17 protein-coding genes are annotated in these 19,054 nt (G+C 69.0%); 10 read left to right on the top strand and 7 right to left on the bottom strand.

From position 1 onward, the window contains the following. Nucleotides 1–32: 32 nt before the first annotated feature. Together TSH58p_RS04995 and TSH58p_RS04990 are read right to left on the bottom strand one after the other, a co-directional pair. Nucleotides 33–863 (bottom strand): colanic acid biosynthesis glycosyl transferase, encoded by an 831-nt coding sequence (locus TSH58p_RS04995; RefSeq protein WP_109068318.1) that lies wholly within the window; start codon nucleotides 861–863, stop codon nucleotides 33–35. Next, on the bottom strand, nucleotides 860–3,760 hold the full coding sequence (locus tag TSH58p_RS04990; protein WP_247873851.1) for an SLBB domain-containing protein: 2,901 nt from the start codon (nucleotides 3,758–3,760) through the stop codon (nucleotides 860–862). Before TSH58p_RS04990 ends, TSH58p_RS04995 begins: the two co-directional genes overlap by 4 nt. A gap of 301 nt (nucleotides 3,761–4,061) precedes the next feature. On the opposite strand from TSH58p_RS04990, the gene TSH58p_RS04985 reads away from it, so the two are divergent. Then, nucleotides 4,062–4,709 carry a putative metalloprotease CJM1_0395 family protein gene (locus tag TSH58p_RS04985; RefSeq protein WP_109068316.1) on the top strand — a complete coding sequence of 216 codons (648 nt, stop codon included), beginning with the start codon at nucleotides 4,062–4,064 and terminating at the stop codon, nucleotides 4,707–4,709. A gap of 18 nt (nucleotides 4,710–4,727) precedes the next feature. On the opposite strand, the gene aguB is transcribed toward TSH58p_RS04985, so the two are convergent. After that, the gene (gene aguB / locus TSH58p_RS04980; protein WP_109068315.1) at nucleotides 4,728–5,624 is read right to left on the bottom strand and encodes an N-carbamoylputrescine amidase; all 897 of its coding nucleotides are present in this window, start codon (nucleotides 5,622–5,624) and stop codon (nucleotides 4,728–4,730) included. A gap of 423 nt (nucleotides 5,625–6,047) precedes the next feature. On the opposite strand from aguB, the gene TSH58p_RS04975 reads away from it, so the two are divergent. Then, nucleotides 6,048–6,542, top strand: coding sequence for a MarR family winged helix-turn-helix transcriptional regulator (locus TSH58p_RS04975; RefSeq protein WP_247873850.1), 495 nt, complete (start codon nucleotides 6,048–6,050; stop codon nucleotides 6,540–6,542). A gap of 42 nt (nucleotides 6,543–6,584) precedes the next feature. Here TSH58p_RS04975 and TSH58p_RS04970 read toward each other — a convergent pair whose 3' ends face one another. After that, nucleotides 6,585–7,895, bottom strand: a complete 1,311-nt coding sequence (locus TSH58p_RS04970; RefSeq protein WP_109068313.1) for a pentapeptide repeat-containing protein — start codon at nucleotides 7,893–7,895, stop codon at nucleotides 6,585–6,587. Between the two features lie 178 nt (nucleotides 7,896–8,073). On the opposite strand from TSH58p_RS04970, the gene phoU reads away from it, so the two are divergent. Continuing rightward, complete coding sequence (gene phoU / locus TSH58p_RS04965; RefSeq protein WP_109068312.1) at nucleotides 8,074–8,778, top strand: phosphate signaling complex protein PhoU; 705 nt, start codon at nucleotides 8,074–8,076, stop codon at nucleotides 8,776–8,778. Nucleotides 8,779–8,832: 54 nt separating this feature from the next. Here the strand turns inward: phoU and TSH58p_RS04960 are convergent, their stop codons facing one another. Both TSH58p_RS04960 and TSH58p_RS04955 read right to left on the bottom strand, forming a co-directional pair. Then, nucleotides 8,833–9,057 carry a ChaB family protein gene (locus tag TSH58p_RS04960; protein ID WP_109068311.1) on the bottom strand — a complete coding sequence of 75 codons (225 nt, stop codon included), beginning with the start codon at nucleotides 9,055–9,057 and terminating at the stop codon, nucleotides 8,833–8,835. Nucleotides 9,058–9,277: 220 nt separating this feature from the next. Next, a complete protein-coding gene (locus TSH58p_RS04955; RefSeq protein WP_109068310.1) occupies nucleotides 9,278–10,126 on the bottom strand; it encodes a helix-turn-helix domain-containing protein in 849 nt (282 codons plus the stop codon). A gap of 588 nt (nucleotides 10,127–10,714) precedes the next feature. Here TSH58p_RS04955 and TSH58p_RS04950 point away from each other — a divergent pair. The 5 genes from TSH58p_RS04950 to TSH58p_RS04930 all read left to right on the top strand — a co-directional run bounded on the left by TSH58p_RS04950 (nucleotide 10,715) and on the right by TSH58p_RS04930 (nucleotide 15,746). Then, nucleotides 10,715–12,214, top strand: coding sequence for a Do family serine endopeptidase (locus tag TSH58p_RS04950; protein WP_109068357.1), 1,500 nt, complete (start codon nucleotides 10,715–10,717; stop codon nucleotides 12,212–12,214). A 118-nt stretch (nucleotides 12,215–12,332) separates the two neighbouring features. Next, nucleotides 12,333–13,091: a glycosyltransferase family 2 protein gene (locus tag TSH58p_RS04945; protein ID WP_109068309.1), complete on the top strand. Its 759-nt coding sequence runs from the start codon at nucleotides 12,333–12,335 to the stop codon at nucleotides 13,089–13,091. 112 nt (nucleotides 13,092–13,203) lie between these two features. Next, the gene (locus tag TSH58p_RS04940; protein WP_109068308.1) at nucleotides 13,204–13,527 is read left to right on the top strand and encodes a lipid-A-disaccharide synthase N-terminal domain-containing protein; all 324 of its coding nucleotides are present in this window, start codon (nucleotides 13,204–13,206) and stop codon (nucleotides 13,525–13,527) included. Continuing rightward, nucleotides 13,524–15,209, top strand: a complete 1,686-nt coding sequence (locus tag TSH58p_RS04935) for a glycosyltransferase family 39 protein (RefSeq protein ID WP_109068307.1) — start codon at nucleotides 13,524–13,526, stop codon at nucleotides 15,207–15,209. The genes TSH58p_RS04940 and TSH58p_RS04935 overlap by 4 nt, the downstream gene beginning before the upstream one ends. Before the next feature lie 153 nt (nucleotides 15,210–15,362). Further along, entirely contained in the window at nucleotides 15,363–15,746 is a 384-nt protein-coding gene (locus TSH58p_RS04930) for a hypothetical protein (protein WP_146205821.1), read from the top strand. Here TSH58p_RS04930 and TSH58p_RS04925 read toward each other — a convergent pair. Continuing rightward, nucleotides 15,718–16,686 carry an ROK family protein gene (locus TSH58p_RS04925; RefSeq protein ID WP_109068305.1) on the bottom strand — a complete coding sequence of 323 codons (969 nt, stop codon included), beginning with the start codon at nucleotides 16,684–16,686 and terminating at the stop codon, nucleotides 15,718–15,720. The two genes, TSH58p_RS04930 and TSH58p_RS04925, sit on opposite strands and share 29 nt — an antisense overlap. Before the next feature lie 268 nt (nucleotides 16,687–16,954). Between TSH58p_RS04925 and TSH58p_RS04920 the strand changes: the two genes are divergently transcribed. Then, nucleotides 16,955–17,749 (top strand): hypothetical protein, encoded by a 795-nt coding sequence (locus TSH58p_RS04920; RefSeq protein ID WP_109068304.1) that lies wholly within the window; start codon nucleotides 16,955–16,957, stop codon nucleotides 17,747–17,749. Nucleotides 17,750–18,148: 399 nt separating this feature from the next. Continuing rightward, the gene (locus TSH58p_RS04915) at nucleotides 18,149–19,054 is read left to right on the top strand and encodes a branched-chain amino acid ABC transporter permease (protein WP_109068303.1); all 906 of its coding nucleotides are present in this window, start codon (nucleotides 18,149–18,151) and stop codon (nucleotides 19,052–19,054) included.

Genomic DNA, 19,054 nt, shown 5'->3' with positions numbered 1-19,054 from the left:
AATAGCTAGATGCGTAAAACAGTCGTCAAAGCTTATGAAAGAAATGATCGTTCATTTGGTGAGAAACGATATTTCGCGTAAAGCCATGGAATTGTCTGGCGCAGGGTAAGGGCAAGCCATTGTAATGCCCACAATGTTGCGTTGGCTGCAAAGCCGAGCCCAAGCAGCTCGCGACGGATGATCGCCTGCTCCCGGCGCCCGCGCGCCGGGTCCTGCTGCGACCGTCCGCCTCCGGCGAAAATGCATACCGAAAGTGGCAAGCGCTGCGCCGGAAGCCCTTGCTTGAGCATGGTCAGGGTGAAGGCGTAATCGGCGGCCAGCCCATGGCGCAGATCGAATCGCGGGCCGGACGACTCGGCCAGGCGGTAGACCATGGCCTGGTGGTGCGTGAACATGCCCAGCAGGGCACGGCGGTGCGACCGTGCCCGCTTCACCACGAGACGACCGCCGGGCAGCTCTTCCAACGCGTCCCCATAGAACAGACCGACGTCCGGATGCCCGGCCAGGATGGGAAGCAGCCGCTCCAGAACCCGGTCGTCGGCCAGCCGGTCGCCGGCGTTGAGGAGCAGGACATGGCTGCAGGGGGCGTTGCCGGGTGGCGACCGTTCGGCGATGGCGTCCAGGGCGATGTTCATGGCGTCGTACAGGCCACGGTCGGGCGACGAGCGCCACCAGGCCGTCTCGTCCCCGTGGAGGAACAGCCAGCGGGCCGTTCCGTCGCTGGAGCCTCCGTCCGCCACGAACCAGTCGTAGGCCGCCATGGTCTGGGCGCGCAGGCTGGCGCGGGTGGCGAGCAGGCCGGGCAAGTCGTCGCGGACCACGGTGACCACGGCCAGCCGGACCGCCCCCGTCCCACCCGTCATTCGGAGATCACCGCGATGGCCGCCGCCGAGATGGCGAGCTGGCCGAGGATCGTTCCCATGTTCTTGGAGAATTCCATCAGGTCGAACGGCTTCGGGTCGCGCGGCACAACGATGGACGAGCCGGGCGGGATCGCCGTCACCGTGTGGTTCCAGGAGGACAGGGACAGCGGCTGCGCCCGCCCGTCCGGCAGAACCAGGAAGATGCGGGCGTCGTCGGCGTAGCGGCTCGTTCCACCCGCGTCCCGCAGATAGGCGTCGGCGGTCTTGCCGCTGACGAACTGGGCGGCGGTCGGGTGCAGGACCTCCCCGGTCACGGTGACGGTGAGAGGGCGTTTCGGGATCAGGATGCGGTCGTCCGGTTCGAGCAGCACATCCTGTTCCGGCCGCTGCCGCAGCACCTGGGGATCGGCCTCGACGACGATGCGGCCCTGCGGTTCCACACCGCGCAGCTGGGTCGCGAGCTGCCGGGCCAGCCCGACCACGTCCGAGCGGGCGGCCTCGCCCTTCTCGACCTCCTGCACCATCCAGCGCTCCAGGTCGCGGGCCTGCTGGTCGAACCAGGCGCGCTCGCGTTTGCGCTCGCTGTCGCGCAGGAAACTGGTCCCGGCGGGATAGGCGTCCTCCGTCAGGCCGCCGGCCCGGTCGATGAGAGAGGACAGCGTCTCGCCGCGCACCACGTCGTAGCGGCCGGGGCGGCGCACCGCGCCGGAGATGGTGACGGCACGCGCCTCAAGCGCTTGCGGCACCGGGTTGACGCGCAGGCTGTCGCCCGGATGCAGCGCCGTCCGGGCCGACGCGCCGTCGCGGAGGTCCAAACGGCGGCGCTGGCCGGCGGCGGTGGTGATCTCCAGGCTGGTGGGGTCGGCGGTCGCGGCGGGACCGCCGGCGGTCGCCAGCAGCGCTTCGACCGTCGCCGTCTCCGCCACGGGATAGGTGCCGGGAAGGCGCACCGCGTCCCGCACCTGCACGCCGCGTTCCCGCACCAGCGCCGCGACGTCGTCGGGGAGGGGCGGTTCGGCGTCGGCCGGCGTCCCTTCGGTCCGGGCCTCCTTGTCCGTCGGATTGGTCAGCGCACGGACCTCGGCGATGGAGAGCAGGCGCACCCGGTCACCGTCGGCGAGCGCTCGGTTGGCATGTCCGGACGCCACCTCCTGCGGCGAGAAGGGAAGCAGGCGATGGGCGAGGGTGCGGCGGTCGAAGCGCTCGATGACGCCCAGCAGGGGATAGACATCCCGTTTCAGGGCGTCTCCCCCGGTCAGCGCGTCGCGCAGCGTGGCGCCCCCCGCCAGGGGGCGAACGCCGGGACGGCGGGCATGGCCGGTCAGCTCGTAAACGGGCTCGTCCGGTTCCACAATGGTGCCCGCCGTCGAACGGCGCGGCGACGCGCCGCCGATGGGGGGCGCGTAAACGCCGGACTCCCGTCCGCCGGCGGCAAGCGCCAGTTCCGCGGCGCCGCCCCGCCCGGTGGAGGGATAGAAACCGGGACGCGGCACTCCTCCCATCAGCAGGGCGGAATGCTCCAGTGCGAAGACGAGCAGGTCGGGAACGGCTTCGAACAGGGGCGGGCAGGGCGTGCGCCCGCCGGTGAGCCCCGCCGCCGCCCGTGCCTGGGGCCCCTCGGCGAGCGGGCCGTCCGGCTGCGCCGTCAAGGCGCGGGCCAGCACCACCAGACCGCGGCACGCGTCCGGGGCCGGCGCGCGCGCGCCGCGCAGCAATTCCAGAACCGGTTCGGAGGTCAGGAAATCCACGTCGTCCGCGCCCAGCACGTAAAGGGTGTCGCCTTCGGCCAGGGGGCGGCGGTCACGGCCGCCGAGCACCGCCCCCAGGTCGATCGGCTGCAGGACGCGCGCGCGGCTCGCCGGGCTGGTCGACGCGAGCACCGCGAAGGGGAGGTAGGGTGCCGGTCCCAGATCCGCCGCCGAGACCAGCGTCGCGATGGTCGGAGTGCGCTCCAGCGCCCGCGGGCCGGGACGCAGGACATGTCCGTCCAGGCGCAGGTCGCCGCGCCGGTCCTCCCGGCGGGGAGCGAGCAGCAGCAGGTCGCCGTCGGCCAACTGGGCGGCGTCCGCGTCGGACAGCTCCTCGGCGCGTTCCTCGCCGTTGGGGCCGATGGCGTAACGGAGCGCCCGATGCGCGCCGGGCCGCAGGAGACCACCGGCCATCTCCTTCGCGACGGCGACCGGAAGACGCTCCTGACCGGGAGGAAGCTCGTAGACACCGGGGCGCTTCAGCGGACCGGCCAACGCCACGGTGGGGCCGAGCGGCGGCACGAAGACACGGTCGCCGTCGCGCAGGCGGAGACCCGCGTTCGCGCCGTCCCCGGTCATGAACAGGTCGTACAGGTCGACGGGCAGCCCGGTGGATGGGCTCCCTCCGGCGGCTTGCGCATGGAACAGGCGGATGCGGCGCAGCGACCCGCCGCGGGTGACGCCGCCCGCCGCGGTCAGCGCGTCGATCAGCGTGGCGAAGGCTCCCACCTCCTGCCGGCCCGGACGCGCCACGGCACCGGTCACCAGCACGCCGATCCGCCGGATTTCGGTCACCGAGACATACACCTCGGTGTCGGGAAAGGAGGCGGTCACGGCGTTCGCCAGTTGGACGCGCAGATCCGCCAGGGTTAGTCCTTGCGCCACGACGGGCCGGACATCGTCCGCGGTGAGCAACCCGGCCGCGTCGACGACGTGGCGCTTGCTGGACGATTTCTGACCGCGCAGGGTCACCAGAAGCTCATCGCCCGGACCCAGCGTGTAGTCGGCCTGCACGCCGCCCGAACCCTCCCGCCGCGGCGGTTGCTCACCGAACTGGTCGTAGCCGAACTGGAGGAGGACCGAGCCCGCCCGTTCGGTGTACGCGGTCTCGATCGGCGACAGGGCTCCCGGGAACGGGGCGGGTTTCACCGGCGACGCGGCCGGAGCGCGGGGATGGGTCGCCGGAGAGAGGGGTTCCGCAGCCGATACGGCGAGCCCCCAGACGATCAGCGCCGCCAATGGCACCAAAAGGGAGAGGATTCTGTGCAAGAATTCACACATGGATTGTGGGGGCGCCGTATCCCGGCACCATGCTGGTCATCCAATCCGGGCGCTATGAATACTATTGCGTGCGTTACCATGAAAAGGCAACGGCCAAGCTGCGTTGCCGATCAGTCCCGCGGCGTGTAGACTGCGGGGCATCGCGTGGAGCGCGCAGGAGCCGCGGCCCATGGTTGCCGGTGTATCGTCCAGTGGCCTTTACGGCGTGCCGCTCCCTCGGCCCGGACAGACGGCGCGTGACCGGAGCCGGGACGGGGCTCAGGACACCGGTCAGACAGGCACGGGCCGCAACGCCGCCGGCCAGCCGGGCACGCTGACCGACGACCAGCAGCGGCAGGTCCAGGAACTCAAGCGCATCGACGCCAGCGTCCGCCAGCACGAGGCGGCGCATCAGGCGGCCGGCGGTCCCCACGCCGGTGGCGCCTCCTTCACCTTCACCCGCGGGCCGGACGGCAAGAACTACGCGACCGCCGGTGAAGTCCAGGTGGATGCCGGCGCGGAGAGCGATCCCGAAGCCACCGTCCGCAAGATGGACACGGTCAAGGCGGCCGCCCTGGCGCCGTCCGACCCGTCTGCCCAGGACCTCCGCGTCGCCCAGCAGGCCGACGCCGCGAAGATGCAGGCGCAGCAGGAGTTGCGGCGGAAGGGGGCGGGGACGGGCGCGCGGAACGGCTCGCCCGACGGGCAGGACAGCGGGAACGAGGGCGCGCCGCCAAGCGACACCGCCGCGCCGGCGCTGGCGGCGCGGGGTGCGGCGGCTTATGCGTCGGCCTCTGGCATCGGCCGGCGCACCGGCACCGCCGGCATCATGGTCTGACGCCGGGCCGTCCGGTCCTCAGCGGCGGACGGGGGACTCGCCGTCGAGGGTCAGCAGCGGGCCGTAAAGCTCCGGCCGGCGGTCGCGGAAGATTCCCCAGGACGCGCGCTGGGCGGCGATGCGGTCGAGGTCGAAGCTGGCGGTCAGGACCGTCTCGCTCTCCCGGTCGGCCTGGGCGACCAGTTCCCCGGTCGGCCCGGCGATGAAGGAGGACCCATAGAAGGTGATCCCGCAGGTCTCGCCCTCTTCGCGCCCGATGCGGTTGGAGGCGACCAGCGGCATCAGGTTGGCCCCGGCGTGGCCCTGCATGACCCGCGTCCAGTGGGCTTGGCTGTCCAGCGACCCGTCCTGGGGCTCGGACCCGATGGCGGTGGGGTAGAACAGGATTTCCGCGCCCTTCAGCGCCATGGCGCGGGCCGATTCAGGAAACCACTGGTCCCAGCAGATCGCGCAGCCGATGGCGGCATAGTGGGTCTTGTAGACCTGGAAGCCGGTGTCGCCCGGGTTGAAATAGTATTTTTCCTGGTAGCCGGGACCGTCCGGGATGTGGGACTTGCGGTAGACGCCCAGCACCGTGCCGTCCGCGTCGATCATCGCCAGCGAGTTGTAATAGGCGTTCCGCGCCCGCTCGAAGAAGCTGGTGGGGATGACCACGGACAGTTCGCGGGCGAGCGCGCTCATCCGCGCGATCACCGGATGATCCTCGACCGGGTGGGCGAGGGCGAACAGCTCCTGCTTCTGGTCCTTGCAGAAATAGGGCGTTTCGAACAGTTCCTGGGGGAGGATGATCTGCGCGCCGCGCGCCGCCGCTTCGCGCACGAGGCGTTCCACGCCGCTCACATTGGCGTCGCGGTCCCAACCGCAGGCCATCTGGGTCGCCGCGACGGTGACGTTGCGTCCGGTGGTGGGGCGCATGGGCTGATGCTCCTGTGCTTCTGCGTGGTGCTGTGCCGTGTTAACGGGCGGACGGCCGGGCGCGCAACCCCATCTCCGCCCCGTAACAAACCTTTCAAGGTCGCGAACCGTTCAGATTTGTCCATGTTTCAGAGTCGGACGACCTCGTTGCCCGTCCGTCGCCGATGGGCAGGGGGAAAAGGTGAAGATCATACGCACAAATATGAAAAAACACCCTTGAGGGATCGCGCGGTGGTTACGTGACATATTATTGCATGCTCGCGAAACTTATATCCGCAATCTCTTTGCGATTTTTCCGATAGTGGATATGATCGGGCAAGTTGATTTCGTCCGTTGATTTTGCTCGCTGCGTCGCAGCGCGGCCCTACGGACGTCTGCCGAGAGATTGTCGTCATGCATGGGCGTTTCAAGAGACAGAAACCCATGGTCGCCGAACCACATGGGGAGGAGTCCGACGCGCTTCCCCAGTCCGGCGCGACCCTGCCGCGGGCCGTGCGGGAGACGCACCGCGCCATCGCCCGCGCGCTGCAGATCCGCATCGCCGATCACGGCGTCAGCATGGGACAGTGGTATTTTCTGCGCGCCCTGTGGGAGGAGGATGGGCTGACCCAGCGTGAATTGAGCCAGCGCGTCGGCATGATGGAACCGACCACCGTCACCGCGCTGAACAATCTGGAGCGGTGCGATCTCGTTCAGCGGGTGCGCAACCCTCACGACCGGCGCAAGGTGAACATCTACCTGACACCGAAGGGCAAGGCTCTGCGCGCCGACATCCTGCCCTGCGTCGAAGAGATCGAGGAGACCGCCGCCCAGGGCATCTCGCCGGACGAACTGGCGCTGACCGTCAGCGTGCTGCGCCGCGTGTCCGCCAATCTCGGCGGCCTGCCGCCCATCGGCGGAGACGATGATCTGGGATGACGGATTTTGCGGCGGCGGTCATCCGCCCGCCGGTTGTTCCGGTCAATCGTCCAGATCGGGCGGGGGCGGCAGGCTGGCTCCGGTCAGGTTGGCGCCGGTGAAGCGCGCGTCCCGGATGTTCGCGTCGCTGAGAATGGCCCCGGTCAGGTCGGCGCTGGAGAAGTCGCAGCCGGCCAGATTCGCCCCGCGCATGTTGGTGCGGATGCAGGAGGCCCCGGTGAAGGTGCTGCCGGTGAGATTGGCCGCCCACAGCCGCCCGGTCGGCCGTCCGTCCGGACCCTTGATGTCGACCCAGCCGATTCCCGCCCCGTCGAACCGCGCGCCGGTCAGGTTGGTGCCGCGGAGCGTCGCCCCGTCGAGGATGGCGCCGCTGAAATCGCTGCCGGTCAGGTCGGCGGCGGAGATGTCGCACATGATGAGCAGGGAGTCGCGCATCTTGGCGCCGACCAGCCGCACCCCGCGCAGATTGGCGCCGGACAAATTCACACCGTGAAGGTCGATGTGCGAGAGGTCCGCCCCGCTGAGGTCGGCGCGCGCCCCCATGGCGCCGTTGGTGTTGATCCAGGTGTAATGGTTGTGCAGGGCTTCCTGGATCTGGATCGAGAAATTCTCGGCCGAGCGCGCCATGTTGGCGCCCGTGGTGTCGGCTCCGGCAAGGTCCGCCCCCTCCATCTTCGCGCCCTGGAGGTCGGCGTTGCGCAGATTGGCGCCGGCCAGCACGGCGCCGTTCAGGTTGGCGTCGCGCAGGATGGCGCCCTGGAGATTGACGCCGGACAGGTTGCAGCCGCGCAGGTCGGCGCGGGCGAGGTTGCAGTTCTTCATGGTCGAGCGCATCAGCGTGGCCCCGGCCATCAGCGCGCCCTCGCAATCCGCCCCGTTCATCGACACGTCGGTCAGGTCGGCGCCGGACAGGTTGGCGTTCGACATCATCGCGTCGTCCATGTCGCTGCCGGACAGGTCGGAGCGCACGAAGTCCAGCCCCTTGCTGCCGTTCGCTCCGTTTCCGCCGTACAGCAGCGCGCCGCCGCGCAGGTCGGCCTCCTTCAGGATGGCGCGTTTCAGCTTGGCGCCGCGCATGTGGGCGCCGCGAAGATCCGCCCGGTAGAAGTTGCAGCCGGTCAGGTCGGCCTTGGTCAGATGGGCGGCGAACAGGTCGGCGTGGCTGAGATTCGCGTTGGACAGGTCGCAATGGGCCATGTTGGCCCCCGACAGCTTGCCCTGCGTCAGTTCCACCCCGGCGAGGTTCGATCCCTCGAGGTTGGTCATGGTCAGGTTGGCGCGCGTGCCGCCCGACCGGTTCTTCAGCCAACGCTCGTGCTTTTCCAGCACGGCGACCAACTCATGTGGCGTCATGACCCCGTCCGACAATCGGCCCGTCCCGGCACAGCGCAGGGGTCGGGGCGCGGTTACTCCAGCGCGTTAGCAGTGTCATAAGATAATCTGGTTTAATTGTTAACATGCTCTTCCGCAGCCGGGCGCGAGACGACGCCCAACCGGCGCGGTGCGGCAATGGAACAAGGAGAGAGGGCGAATGACCGGCGGACACACGGTGGCGGCCTTCGATGCCGAACTGGCACGCCTGCACCAGATCATCGTGACCATGGGGCGGCGGGTGGAAAGCCAGTTCGCCGCCGCTCTCGAAGCCATCGCGGAGCGGGACGCCGGCAAAGCCGCGCGGGTGGTCGAGGCGGATGCCGAGATCGACCGCATGGAATTGGAACTGGAATCGCTGAGCGTTCGGTTGCTGGCCCTGCGTCAACCGATGGCCAAGGATTTGCGCGACATCGTCTCGGCGCTCAAGATCGCCTCCCATCTGGAGCGCATGGGCGACTTCGCGAGTTCGGTGGCCAAGCGCGCGGTCACTCTGGCGGCCTTGCCGGTGGAGCCGCACGTCGCGTCGCTGGCGTGGATGGGCGAGACGGTGCTCGGCATGATCCGCGACGTGGTGGCGGCCTATGACGGACAGGATGCCGAGCGGGCGATGGCCGTCCGCAACCGGGATGGGCAGGTCGATGCCGCCTACACCAGCCTGTTCCGCGAATTCCTGACCTACATGATGGAGTCGCCGGCCCAGATCACCGGCTGCACCCACCTGCTGTTCGTGGCGAAGTCGATCGAGAGGGCCGGGGATCACGCTACGAACATGGCTGAGAACATCTGCTACATCGTTCAGGGGCGCCTGCCGTCCGAGGAGCGGAGCAAGGGCGACCTCAGCAGCTTCACAGTGGTGGAGTAAGGAAAAAGGGGGGCGCGAGGCGCGCCCCTCACGTTGCTGGGCGATCGTGGCGCATCAATGCTTGGGGCGCCAGCCGCTGCCGTCCGGTTCGAAACGCCGCCGGACCGCGGCCCAGGCGACCTTGTGGGCGAGCCTCTCGCGCTGCATGGCCTGACGCGCTTCCGGCGAGCGGCAGGCTTGCCATGTGTGATTGAAAGCCGACCGGTAAATGTCCTGGGCGGGGAGCGGCAGGCACCGCTTCACCGATTCGGGCAGTTCGGTGTTTCTGCGGAAGGTCATCGGGCGTTCCTCCGGCTTATGATTGCTTTGTTGCCTCCAGTATAGCCGCCAATTCCCGGGAGTTCGTAGGGCTTTTTCCTGCGCCGGTGGAGGTAGGCGGTCCTGGTGGGCCGCCTAGGCCGAAAGGCCGGGCGCATGAAAAAAGCCCTTCCCCAATCGATGGGGAAGGGCTTTTCGGGAACCCAAGCGGCGTTGCGAAGACCCGTTCTGCTGGCCTGTCTTACGGCGTGCGGCGTGCGGTGCGGTGCGCCGGGATCGGAATCGGCCGGATCGCCTGCTCTTCACGCCGGCTGGCCGACATGTCGATCTCGATGCGGGCCAGGGCCTTGCGCAGTTCGTGAACCGCTTCCGACAGCGTCTGGATCGACGCTTCGCCGGGCTGCTGGCGCCAGCCGCGGTAGGCGTTCAGGCAACCGCGCGCGGTGTCGCGCAACCGCGCCTCGACGGCATCGACCGGCGGGGGATTGGTGCCGGCCGGGCGGCTTCCATCCGCCGCGGCGGGCTGGGGAGCGGCCTGGGCGGGGGCTGCCGTCGGCTGGGCCGGGGCCGGCTGAACCGGCGCCGGCTGTGCAGCCGGCTGCGCCTCCGGACGGTTGAGGCGCAGCGTCTCGGTCTGAGCCGGAGCAGGTGCCGGGGCCGGAGCGGGTTGGGCAGCCGCGGCCGGAACCACCGCGGCCGGAGCGGGTGCCGGAGCCGCGGGCTGGGGGGCCTGCGCGGGGGCGGGGGCCGCGGAGCGGCGCGCCGGCTTGGCCGGTGCCGGAGCTTCCGGGGCGGCGGCCGGAGCAGCAACCGGAGCGGGAGCCGGTTCCTCCGCCAGCGCGTCGCCGGCCGGCGCTTCCGCGGCGGCGTCGGTCACGGCGCCCTCTTCGACCGGGGCATCCTTCTCGCCGGCGGCTTCAGCCTTGCGGATGATGTAGGAAATGGCGCTCGGCGTGCATTCGAATTCACGCGCGATCGCCGACAGGGTAACGCCGGAACGGTAACGCTCAAGAATCTGCGGCCACGCCGACTGGGGGATTCGTCCGCGCTTCTTCGGAGCCTCCGGTTCGGACCCGGTTTCTGCGTTCATTATGTCGCTCGGTTGCCAAAGTGAATTTTGAGTCATGCGTACGCTGCTTGGGCCGTATCGCGCGCCTTCTGACGCAGCGGCACGCGGGCGCGTGCACGGGCATCACGTCAGGAGCCGTTTTTGCGTGCGATGTTGTCGGTACGGATGAATATCGGGAACTTGCTGGGAAAATGCCAGAAGAACTTTGCGCCGCCTGGAAAAATTGCGCTTAGGCGGCTTGCCCGAGCCTTCGTCCGAAGGCCGGATTGCCTTGTGGCAATGCCTGCGCGAACCGCATAGGAACATCCGCGGAGGAGAATTTTAAAAACTGTATTTCACGAATCGGTCGTGCAGGACGCGGTTGCAAAGAGCTTTGAAAATCCGCGGCGGTCCGGAATGCGTTGCGGAGCGTTCTGTTGACATGAAGCGCCCCTTTCAAGGCGCGCGCTGTCCGACAGGCGGAGTTTCTTCATGCCGCATTCCATCGATCGATTCCGGCCCCGGTCCGGCCTCGTCCGGCGCCACGCCGGGTTGAAGACCGGACCGACGAGCGGATCTGCATCGCGATCGGCGGTGCCCGCCGCGTCCGCGGGCCTTGTCGCCGCCATCATGGCTTTTTCGTCGCCGGCCTTCGCGCAGGATGCGGGCGGAGCCGCTCCGGCGCCGGCCGCCCCGCCGCTGGCGTCCGTCCTGCCGCCCAACGCCCCCCCGACCTTCGCGGATCTCGCGGAAAAGCAACTGGACGCGGTGGTCTTCATTTCCACCACCCAGGCGCCTCCGCAGGGCGGTCCGCAGGCGGGACCGCGCGGCCCGGAGCTTCCCGGCTTTCCGCCCGGTTCGCCCTTCGAGGAATTCTTCCGCGAGTTTCGCGACCGCCAGCGCGGCCAGCCGCAGCAACAGCAGCAGGCGCCGCGCCCGACGGCGGCCCTGGGCTCCGGCTTCATCATCGACCCGGCGGGCTTCGTCGTCACCAACAGCCATGTGGTGTCCGAGGCGGCGGAGATTTCCGTCACCATGCACGACGGCACGAAACTGCCCGCGAAGCTCGTCGGCGTGGATGGGCCGACCGATCTCGCCGTTTTGAAGGTGGAGAGCAAGAAGCCGCTGGTCGCCGCCCCTTGGGGCGACAGCGAGGCGCTGCGCGTCGGCGACTGGGTGGTCGCCATCGGCAACCCCTTCGGCCTCGGCGGATCGGTGACCGCGGGAATCCTGTCGGCGCGCCAGCGCGACATCCAGCAGGGGCCGTACGACGACTACCTGCAGACCGACGCCTCGATCAACAGGGGCAATTCCGGCGGGCCGCTCTACAACCTCAACGGCGAGGTGATCGGCATCAACACGGCCATCTATTCGCCGACCGGCGGGTCGGTGGGCATCGGCTTCGCCATTCCGTCCTCCGTCGCGCGTCCGGTCGTCGAGCAGTTGCGCGACCATGGGCAGGTGCGCCGCGGCTGGCTGGGCGTCCAGGTGCAGGGCGTGACACCCGACATCGCCGAGAGCCTGGGCATGCAGGAGCCGGCGGGGGCCCTGGTGACCAGCGTGTCGCCTGAGGGACCGGCGGGGAAGGGCGGCGTCCGCCAGGGCGACGTCATCACCCGCTTCAACGGCGAATCCATCGAGCAGATGCGCGAACTGCCGCGCGTCGTCGCGGCGACCAGGATCGGGTCCGCCGTGCCGCTGGAACTGGTCCGCGAAGGCAAGGCCGAGACCCTGACCGTGACGGTGGGCGAACTGGAACCGCAGGAGCAGGTCGCCCTTTCCGGGTCGAGCGGAGCGCCGCGTCCGGAGACGACGGTCGACACCAAGCAGGTCCTCGGCCTGACCCTGTCGCAACTGACCCCCGGCCTGCGCGACAGCTTCTCCATCAATCCCGACGTCGAGGGCGTGGTGGTGACCGAGGTCGGCGACGCCAGCGCCGCCAGCGAGCGCGGCATCGAAGCCGGCGACGTCATCGTCGAGGCGGGGCAGGAACCGGTGAAGACTCCGGAAGACCTGAACCGTCTGGTCGACGACGCGCGCAGCCAGGGGCGCAAGACCGTGCTGATGCTGCTCAGCCGCGACGGCGACCTGCGCTACGTGCCGATGCCCATCGAAGACCGCAAGGGCTGAGGGCGGCCCAGAGGCTGTCTCCAGAGGCTGTCCCCTGGGGCTGTCCCAACCTTTTCCTCTACCGTTTGCCGAGCGGCGGGAGTAATTTGCCCGCCACTTGGCGAATGGGATTAATCCAGTGAGCGTAGATTCCGAGGGCCGTCCGCCCGTGCGGCTGTCGGTCGTTGTTCCGGTCTTCAACGAGGCCGAAAACGTCCTTCCCCTCCTCGAAGAGATCGAACGCGCGCTGTCGCCCGCCGGGGTGCTGGGCCGCGCCTTCGAGGTGATCTATGTGGACGACGGGTCCAGCGACGACACGCTGACGCGCCTTGCCCCCGTGGTCGCCGCCGGGCGCCTGCGGCTGGTCCGTCATGTCCGCCGCTCCGGACAAAGCGCCGCTGTGCGCACCGGGGTAAAGGCGGCGCGCGGGGAGTGGATCGCCACCCTCGACGGTGACGGCCAGAACGACCCCGCCGACATTCCCGCCCTGTTCGCCCTGGCCGCCAAGGGCGGTCCGGACGCGCCGGTGCTCGTCGGCGGCCTGCGCAAGAAGCGGCAGGACACGCTGTCCAAGCGGCTGGCCTCGCGCTTCGCGAACGCCGTGCGGCAATCCTTCCTTCAGGACGGCTGCACCGACAGCGGCTGCGGGCTGAAGCTGTTCCGCCGCGACGCCTTCCTCGATCTGCCCTTCTTCGGGGCGATGCACCGCTTCCTGCCCGCGCTGTTCCGGTCGCACGGTCATCCGGTGGCCTATGTGCCGGTCAACCACCGCCCGCGGGAACGCGGCGTGTCCAAATACACCAACTGGCGCCGCGGGCTGATCGGCGTGGTCGATCTGCTGGGCGTCTATTGGCTGAAGCGGCGCACCGCGCTGTCGCCCGCGGTCGAAGACCGCTGAACCCTTCCCCATCCCGACCGGTCGCCGCCCTATTGGCTGAAGCGGCGCACCGCGCTGTCGCCCGCGGTCGAAGACCGCTGAACCCTTCCCCATCCCGACCGGTCGCCGCCCGATGCTCGAACGCGCCATCGCCTGGTACCAGAGTCAAAGCACCGCCGACCTGATCTGGGTCGGCGTCGGCTTTTTTGCGCAGGCGCTCTTCATGATGCGCTTCGTCGTGCAATGGATCGCCAGCGAGCGCGCCCGGCGCAGCATCGTGCCGGACCTCTTCTGGTATTTCTCCATCGGCGGCGGGGTTCTTTTGTTGGCCTATTCCATCCAGCGGGGTGATCCGGTGTTCATGTTCGGGCAAGGGCTGGGCCTCATCATCTATTTCCGGAACCTCTATTTCGTCTTGAACAACCGCCGGAGCGGCGGCGCGGCGGGCACGCCGTGAGCGCGGTGCCCAACGCCGCGGCCAGCCGCCTGCCGGTCCTGGCCTATCTGGTCCTGGCGGTGATCAGCGTCCTGCTGTTCCTGCCCGGCTTCTTCGATCTGCCGCCCTTCGACCGGGACGAGGCGCGCTTCGCCCAGGCGTCCCACCAGATGCTGGAAAGCGGCGACTATGTGGACATCCGCTTCCAGGACGAGGCGCGCCACAAGAAGCCGGTGGGCATCTATTGGCTGCAGACCGCGGCGACGCGGCTGGTCGATGGCCCAAGGGAGATGTCGAAGGAGATCTGGACCTTCCGCATTCCCTCCCTGATCGGGGCGGTGCTGGCGGTGCTGGCGACGGCGTGGACCGGGGCGCGGATGTTCGGCGGGACGGTCGGGTTCCTCGCCGGGCTGATGATGGCCTCCTGCGTCGTGCTGGGCGTCGAGGCCCGCATGGCGAAGACCGACGCGGTGCTGCTCGCCACCATCGTGATCGGGCAGGCGGCGCTGGCCAGCCTCTATCTGAACCGCCACGCGGAACGGTCCGGCTGGGCGGCGCCGCTCGCCTTCTGGATCGCCGCGGGGATCGGCATCCTCGTCAAGGGGCCCATCGTCCTTCTGGTGTCCGGCACGACGGCGCTGGTGCTGGCGGTGCTGGACCGCCGCGCCGGCTGGCTGAAGCGGCTGCGCCCGCTGGTCGGGCTCGCCATCGTGGTCGCCATCGCCGCACCCTGGCTGATCGCCATCACGGTGAAGACCAAGGGCGCCTTCTTCGCCGAGTCGGTCGGCCACGACATGATGGGCAAGGTGGTCAGCGGGCAGGAGGCGAAGGGCCTGCCGCCCGGCTATTACCTGGGCACCTTCTGGGTGACCTTCGCGCCCTGGTCCTTCCTGGCGCTGCTGGCCGTTCCCTGGGCGTGGCGCCATCGCAAGGGCAGCGGGCCGGCGGTGGACGCCGTGCGATTCTGCATTGCCTGGATCATCCCGAGCTGGCTGGTCTTCGAGGCGGTGCCGACCAAGCTGCTGCACTACACGCTGCCGGTCTTCCCGGCCATCGCCATCCTCACCGCCGCCGCGGCGCGCGAGCATTTCCTGCGCCGCGCCGAGACGCCGCGCCGGGGCCTGTTCTGGGCGGCCACTGCTCTCGGGGCCATCGGGTTCGGCGCCCTGACGGTCGCGGTCGCGGTGATCCCCTATCTGGTGGACGGACGCGTCGATCCGGTCGCCGTCGCCATGCTGCCGGTGGTGCTGGTGCTGTACGCGCTGGCCGTACGCCTGTTCGCCCAGCGTCGGGAAAAGCCGGGTTTCGCGGCGGGTCTGGCGGCGGCGGCGGTGCTGTACGCGGGGACCTACGGCGTGGTCCTGCCGGGCATCGACGGCGTGTGGATCAGCCGGCAGGCCGCGCGCACGGTTGCGGCGGTGCGTCCCTGCGCCGACAGCGTGGTCGCCTCCGCCGGCTATTCAGAACCGAGCCTCGTCTTCCTGCTGGGCACCGACACGCGCCTGATCCATGGGACGGGCGCCGCCGCGCATCTGGCCGAGAACCCGGCCTGCGGGCTGGCCCTGGTGACGGACCGGGAGGAGGCGGAGTTCCGCGCCGCTCTGAAGGGGGCGGAGCCGGTGCCGCTCGGCCGCTTCACCGGCTTCAACTACAACACCGGCAAGCGGCTGACCCTGACGCTCTACGGCGCGGCGCGCCCCTGAACGCCCCACTGAACGGACCGGAATGGGGTGTCCACCGGATGGAGGCCGCGGGCTGAGTAACCCGCCTCCTCCCTGGACATGCGCGGCCGCATCCGGCGGAATCCGTCTTCCACACGCAAAAGGATGGAAGGCCGCCGTGTCATGCTTCGAACGATGACTGTAGCGACCCTCGCGGTGCTGGCCTTTGCCGCACCCGCCGAAGCGCAGAGGCAGGAATACCCCTCCTGGGTGTATGAGGAGATGGTGCCGACCGGCCCCTACATGCGCCGCATGGAGGAGGCCCAGCCGATTCCCGGACAGCGCCCGTCCCACTGGGGCGCCATGGGCAACGGTGAGCAGTTCCGCGCCGGCTCCCGCGGTTACGGCACTGATCCGGCCCGCGCCACTCCCTCCTACTCCCGGACCAATTCGCTGACGCCGCCGGTTCGCGACGGGCGCGGCGGCGCTGCGGCCGCGCGGCGTGGCGGTGGCGGCGACAACGTGCCGGGCACCCCGCGCGAGGTGACGCTCAATCCGGAATACAATTTCGAGCGGTAGCCGCAGCCTCCTCGGGGCGCCACAGCCAGGCCGCCCCGCGGACCCCGCTTGAATCGCCATGGACGGCCCGGCGGACCGGCGTGTCCAGGCTGTCCGAGAAGGCCCAGCGCGCGATCGTCGGGGGTAGGGCGGCGTAGAGGAACTCCAGGTTGGACAGCCCGCCGCCCAGCACGATCACGTCCGGGTCCAGGACGTTGACGATGCCCGCCAGCCCGCGCCCCAGCCGGTCCACCAGCCGGTCGAGGGTGGCGCGGGCTGTGGCGTCCCCGCGCTCCGCCAGCGCCGCGATGGCTTCCGCCGGCAGGTCCGCTCCGGTGACCCGGCGGTGGTCGGCGGCGACGGCGGGGCCGGACACGAAGGTCTCCAGGCAGCCTGACTTGCCGCAATAGCAGGCCGGGCCGGGCCGCTCCCCGTCGGTGGGCCAGGGCAGGGGGTTGTGCCCCCATTCGCCGCCGATGGCGTTGCGGCCGCCCAGGGGACGACCATCCACGACGATTCCCGCCCCGCAGCCGGTGCCGAGGATGGCCGCGAAGACCACGCCGCAGCCGGCCCCCGCCCCATCCGCCGCCTCCGAGACGGCCAGACAGTTGGCGTCGTTCTCGACCCGCACCGGCCGCTTGAGCGCTTCGGCCAGATCGTGGTCGAAGGGCTTGCCGATCAGCCAGGTCGAATTGGCGTTCTTCACCAGCCCGGTCGCCGGGGAGATGGCGCCGGGAATGCCGACCCCGACGGTGGCGCCCGCCGACCCCGTCGCGCTCTCCAGCCGCGCCACCAGATCGGCGATGGTCCGCACCGTCGCGTCATAGTCGCCGCGGGGGGTGGGGACGCGGACGCGGGCGCGCTCCACGCCGGCCGCGTCGAGCGCGATCCCTTCCGTTTTCGTGCCGCCGAGGTCGATGCCGATGCGGACGACCGAAGGAGGGACATCGGTGCGGTTCATGGGAAAATGCCCTGATGTGTGGCCCGCGTCACAGACGGACGCCGAGGCTGTTGCAATACTGGGAAAGACCGGCAACCCGCAAGCCAAGCAACCGCCCGACCTTCCCGGCGATGGCCCCGGCGACGGCCGCGCCACAGGCTGGGACAAATGGTCTTCGGTCGGGCGATATGGGTTGACCGTCTGTCGGGATCTTGTAGAACCAGCGAAGGAGAGGGCGTGATCCGTCGGATTCCGCCCGTCAATCAGGGCCACCGGAGCCGGACCAACGATGAATCGCCAGCGCGCCGCCCATCGCATTCCTTCCTTCACCTTGCGCAGCGCCGCCGCCGTCGGCCTCGCCGTGCTGTTCGCCGGCGCCGCGCTGCCGGCCGCCGCCAAGGAGGCGGCGAAGCCGGCCGCTGAAAAGACGGCTGCGAAGGCCACCGCGAAGCCGGCCGCCGCCAAGAGCACCGCGTCCAAGGCCGCCGCGACCAAGCCCGGCGCCTGCTACAGCCGCGCCGAGCACGCGGCCGAGCAGACCATCCGCATGCACACCGAGATGATGGTGGTCGGGCTGACCTGCATGCAGGTTAATCCGGAAAAGAAGCCGTTCAACCTGTACCAGGACTTCACCGTCAAGAACCGCTCCCTGATCTCCAACTCGGAAGCGTCGATGATCGACCACTTCCGCAAGAAGGGGGGCGGCAACGCGACGCGGCAGTTCGACATGTTCCGTACCGAACTGGCGAACGAGGTCAGCCGCCGCGCGGCGGTGATCGGCACCGGGCTCTATTGCGCCAACTTCGTGGATCGCTCCAAGGCGGCGATGGACCTGACGGCGGACGATATCCGCGTCCTGACCGGCGATGAAAAAAGCGCCGGCCTGATGCATTTGTCGTCAAAGCCGCTGTGCGACGTGCAGGTCGTCAGCAACCCGGACGTGAATTACGACGTCGCCCAGGCCCCGGCCTCGCGCAGCGGCAGCGCGGCCACCGCCTCCAAGTCGACCGGCAAGGCGACGGCCAAGGCCCCCGGGAAGCCCAAGGAGCCGGCGAAGGCGCAGGTGGTTTCCGCCAAGCGCTGAGCGGCCAGTATCGATGGTGATGCCGGCCGTCACAGGCGGACCGGCATCACGCATCGCAGCAATGGCACAGTTGTTGCCAAGCCCTCTTCACCACAGTGAAGAGGGTTTTTTATGCGGTGCATTCGCTATGGTAGAAAGCAAGCGCAAAGTTCACGGAACTGACATGAATCGATATTGCAAATTCTCGGAAAATTGGTATTACCGCAGATAGAGTGCGGGTTTGCCCTCTTGCTCTGTTGAGAGCCGCTGGGCTAACGTTCCGCTCACACAACAATCTTGGCCCCGCGCTCAAGAGCCCGGGTAAGCCAATTCGGGGAGTGGCACTTCACGTGACTGGTGTACGAGCGCGCTTGTCTCGCTCGCCGAAGCCTGCGCATCGCGCCGAGGCGAGGTAAGACAATGGAATACTTTCTTCAGCAGTTGATCAACGGCCTGTCGCTGGGCGCCATCTATGGCCTCATCGCGATCGGATACACGATGGTGTACGGCATCATCGGCATGATCAACTTCGCCCACGGCGAGATCTACATGATCGGCGCCTTCGTGGCCCTCATCACCTTCCTGGCCATCGGCAGCCTGGGGATCACCTGGGTTCCGCTGGCCCTTCTCGTCATGCTGGTCGCATCGATGCTGTTCACCGCCGTCTACGGATGGACGGTGGAGCGCATCGCCTATCGCCCGCTGCGCAGCTCGCCGCGTCTGGCGCCGCTGATCTCGGCGATCGGCATGTCGATCTTCCTGCAGAACTACGTGCAGATCCTGCAGGGCGCCCGCAGCAAGCCGCTGCAGCCGATCCTGCCGGGCAACCTGACCATGATGGACGGGGCGGTGTCGGTCAGCTACGTGCGTCTGGCGACGATCGTCATCACGATCGCGCTGATGTACGGCTTCACCCAGCTCATCACCCGCACCTCGCTCGGCCGCGCCCAGCGCGCCTGCGAGCAGGACAAGAAGATGGCGGGCCTGCTCGGCGTCAACGTCGACCGCGTCATCTCGCTGACCTTCGTCATGGGCGCCGCCCTGGCGGCCGTGGCGGGCATGATGGTTCTGCTGATCTACGGCGTGATCGACTTCTACATCGGCTTCCTGGCCGGCGTTAAGGCCTTCACCGCCGCGGTGCTCGGCGGCATCGGCTCGCTGCCGGGCGCGATGCTGGGCGGCGTGGTCATCGGGCTGATCGAAGCCTTCTGGTCGGGCTACATGGGCAGCGAATGGAAGGACGTGGCGACCTTCACGATTCTCGTGCTCGTCCTGATCTTCCGTCCGACCGGCCTGCTGGGCCGTCCGGAAATCGAGAAGGTGTGA

Origin of the sequence: Azospirillum sp. TSH58 (genome assembly GCF_003119115.1) — a bacterium.
Lineage (GTDB): Bacteria > Pseudomonadota > Alphaproteobacteria > Azospirillales > Azospirillaceae > Azospirillum.
This window is presented reverse-complemented; position numbering and strand designations above follow the sequence as displayed.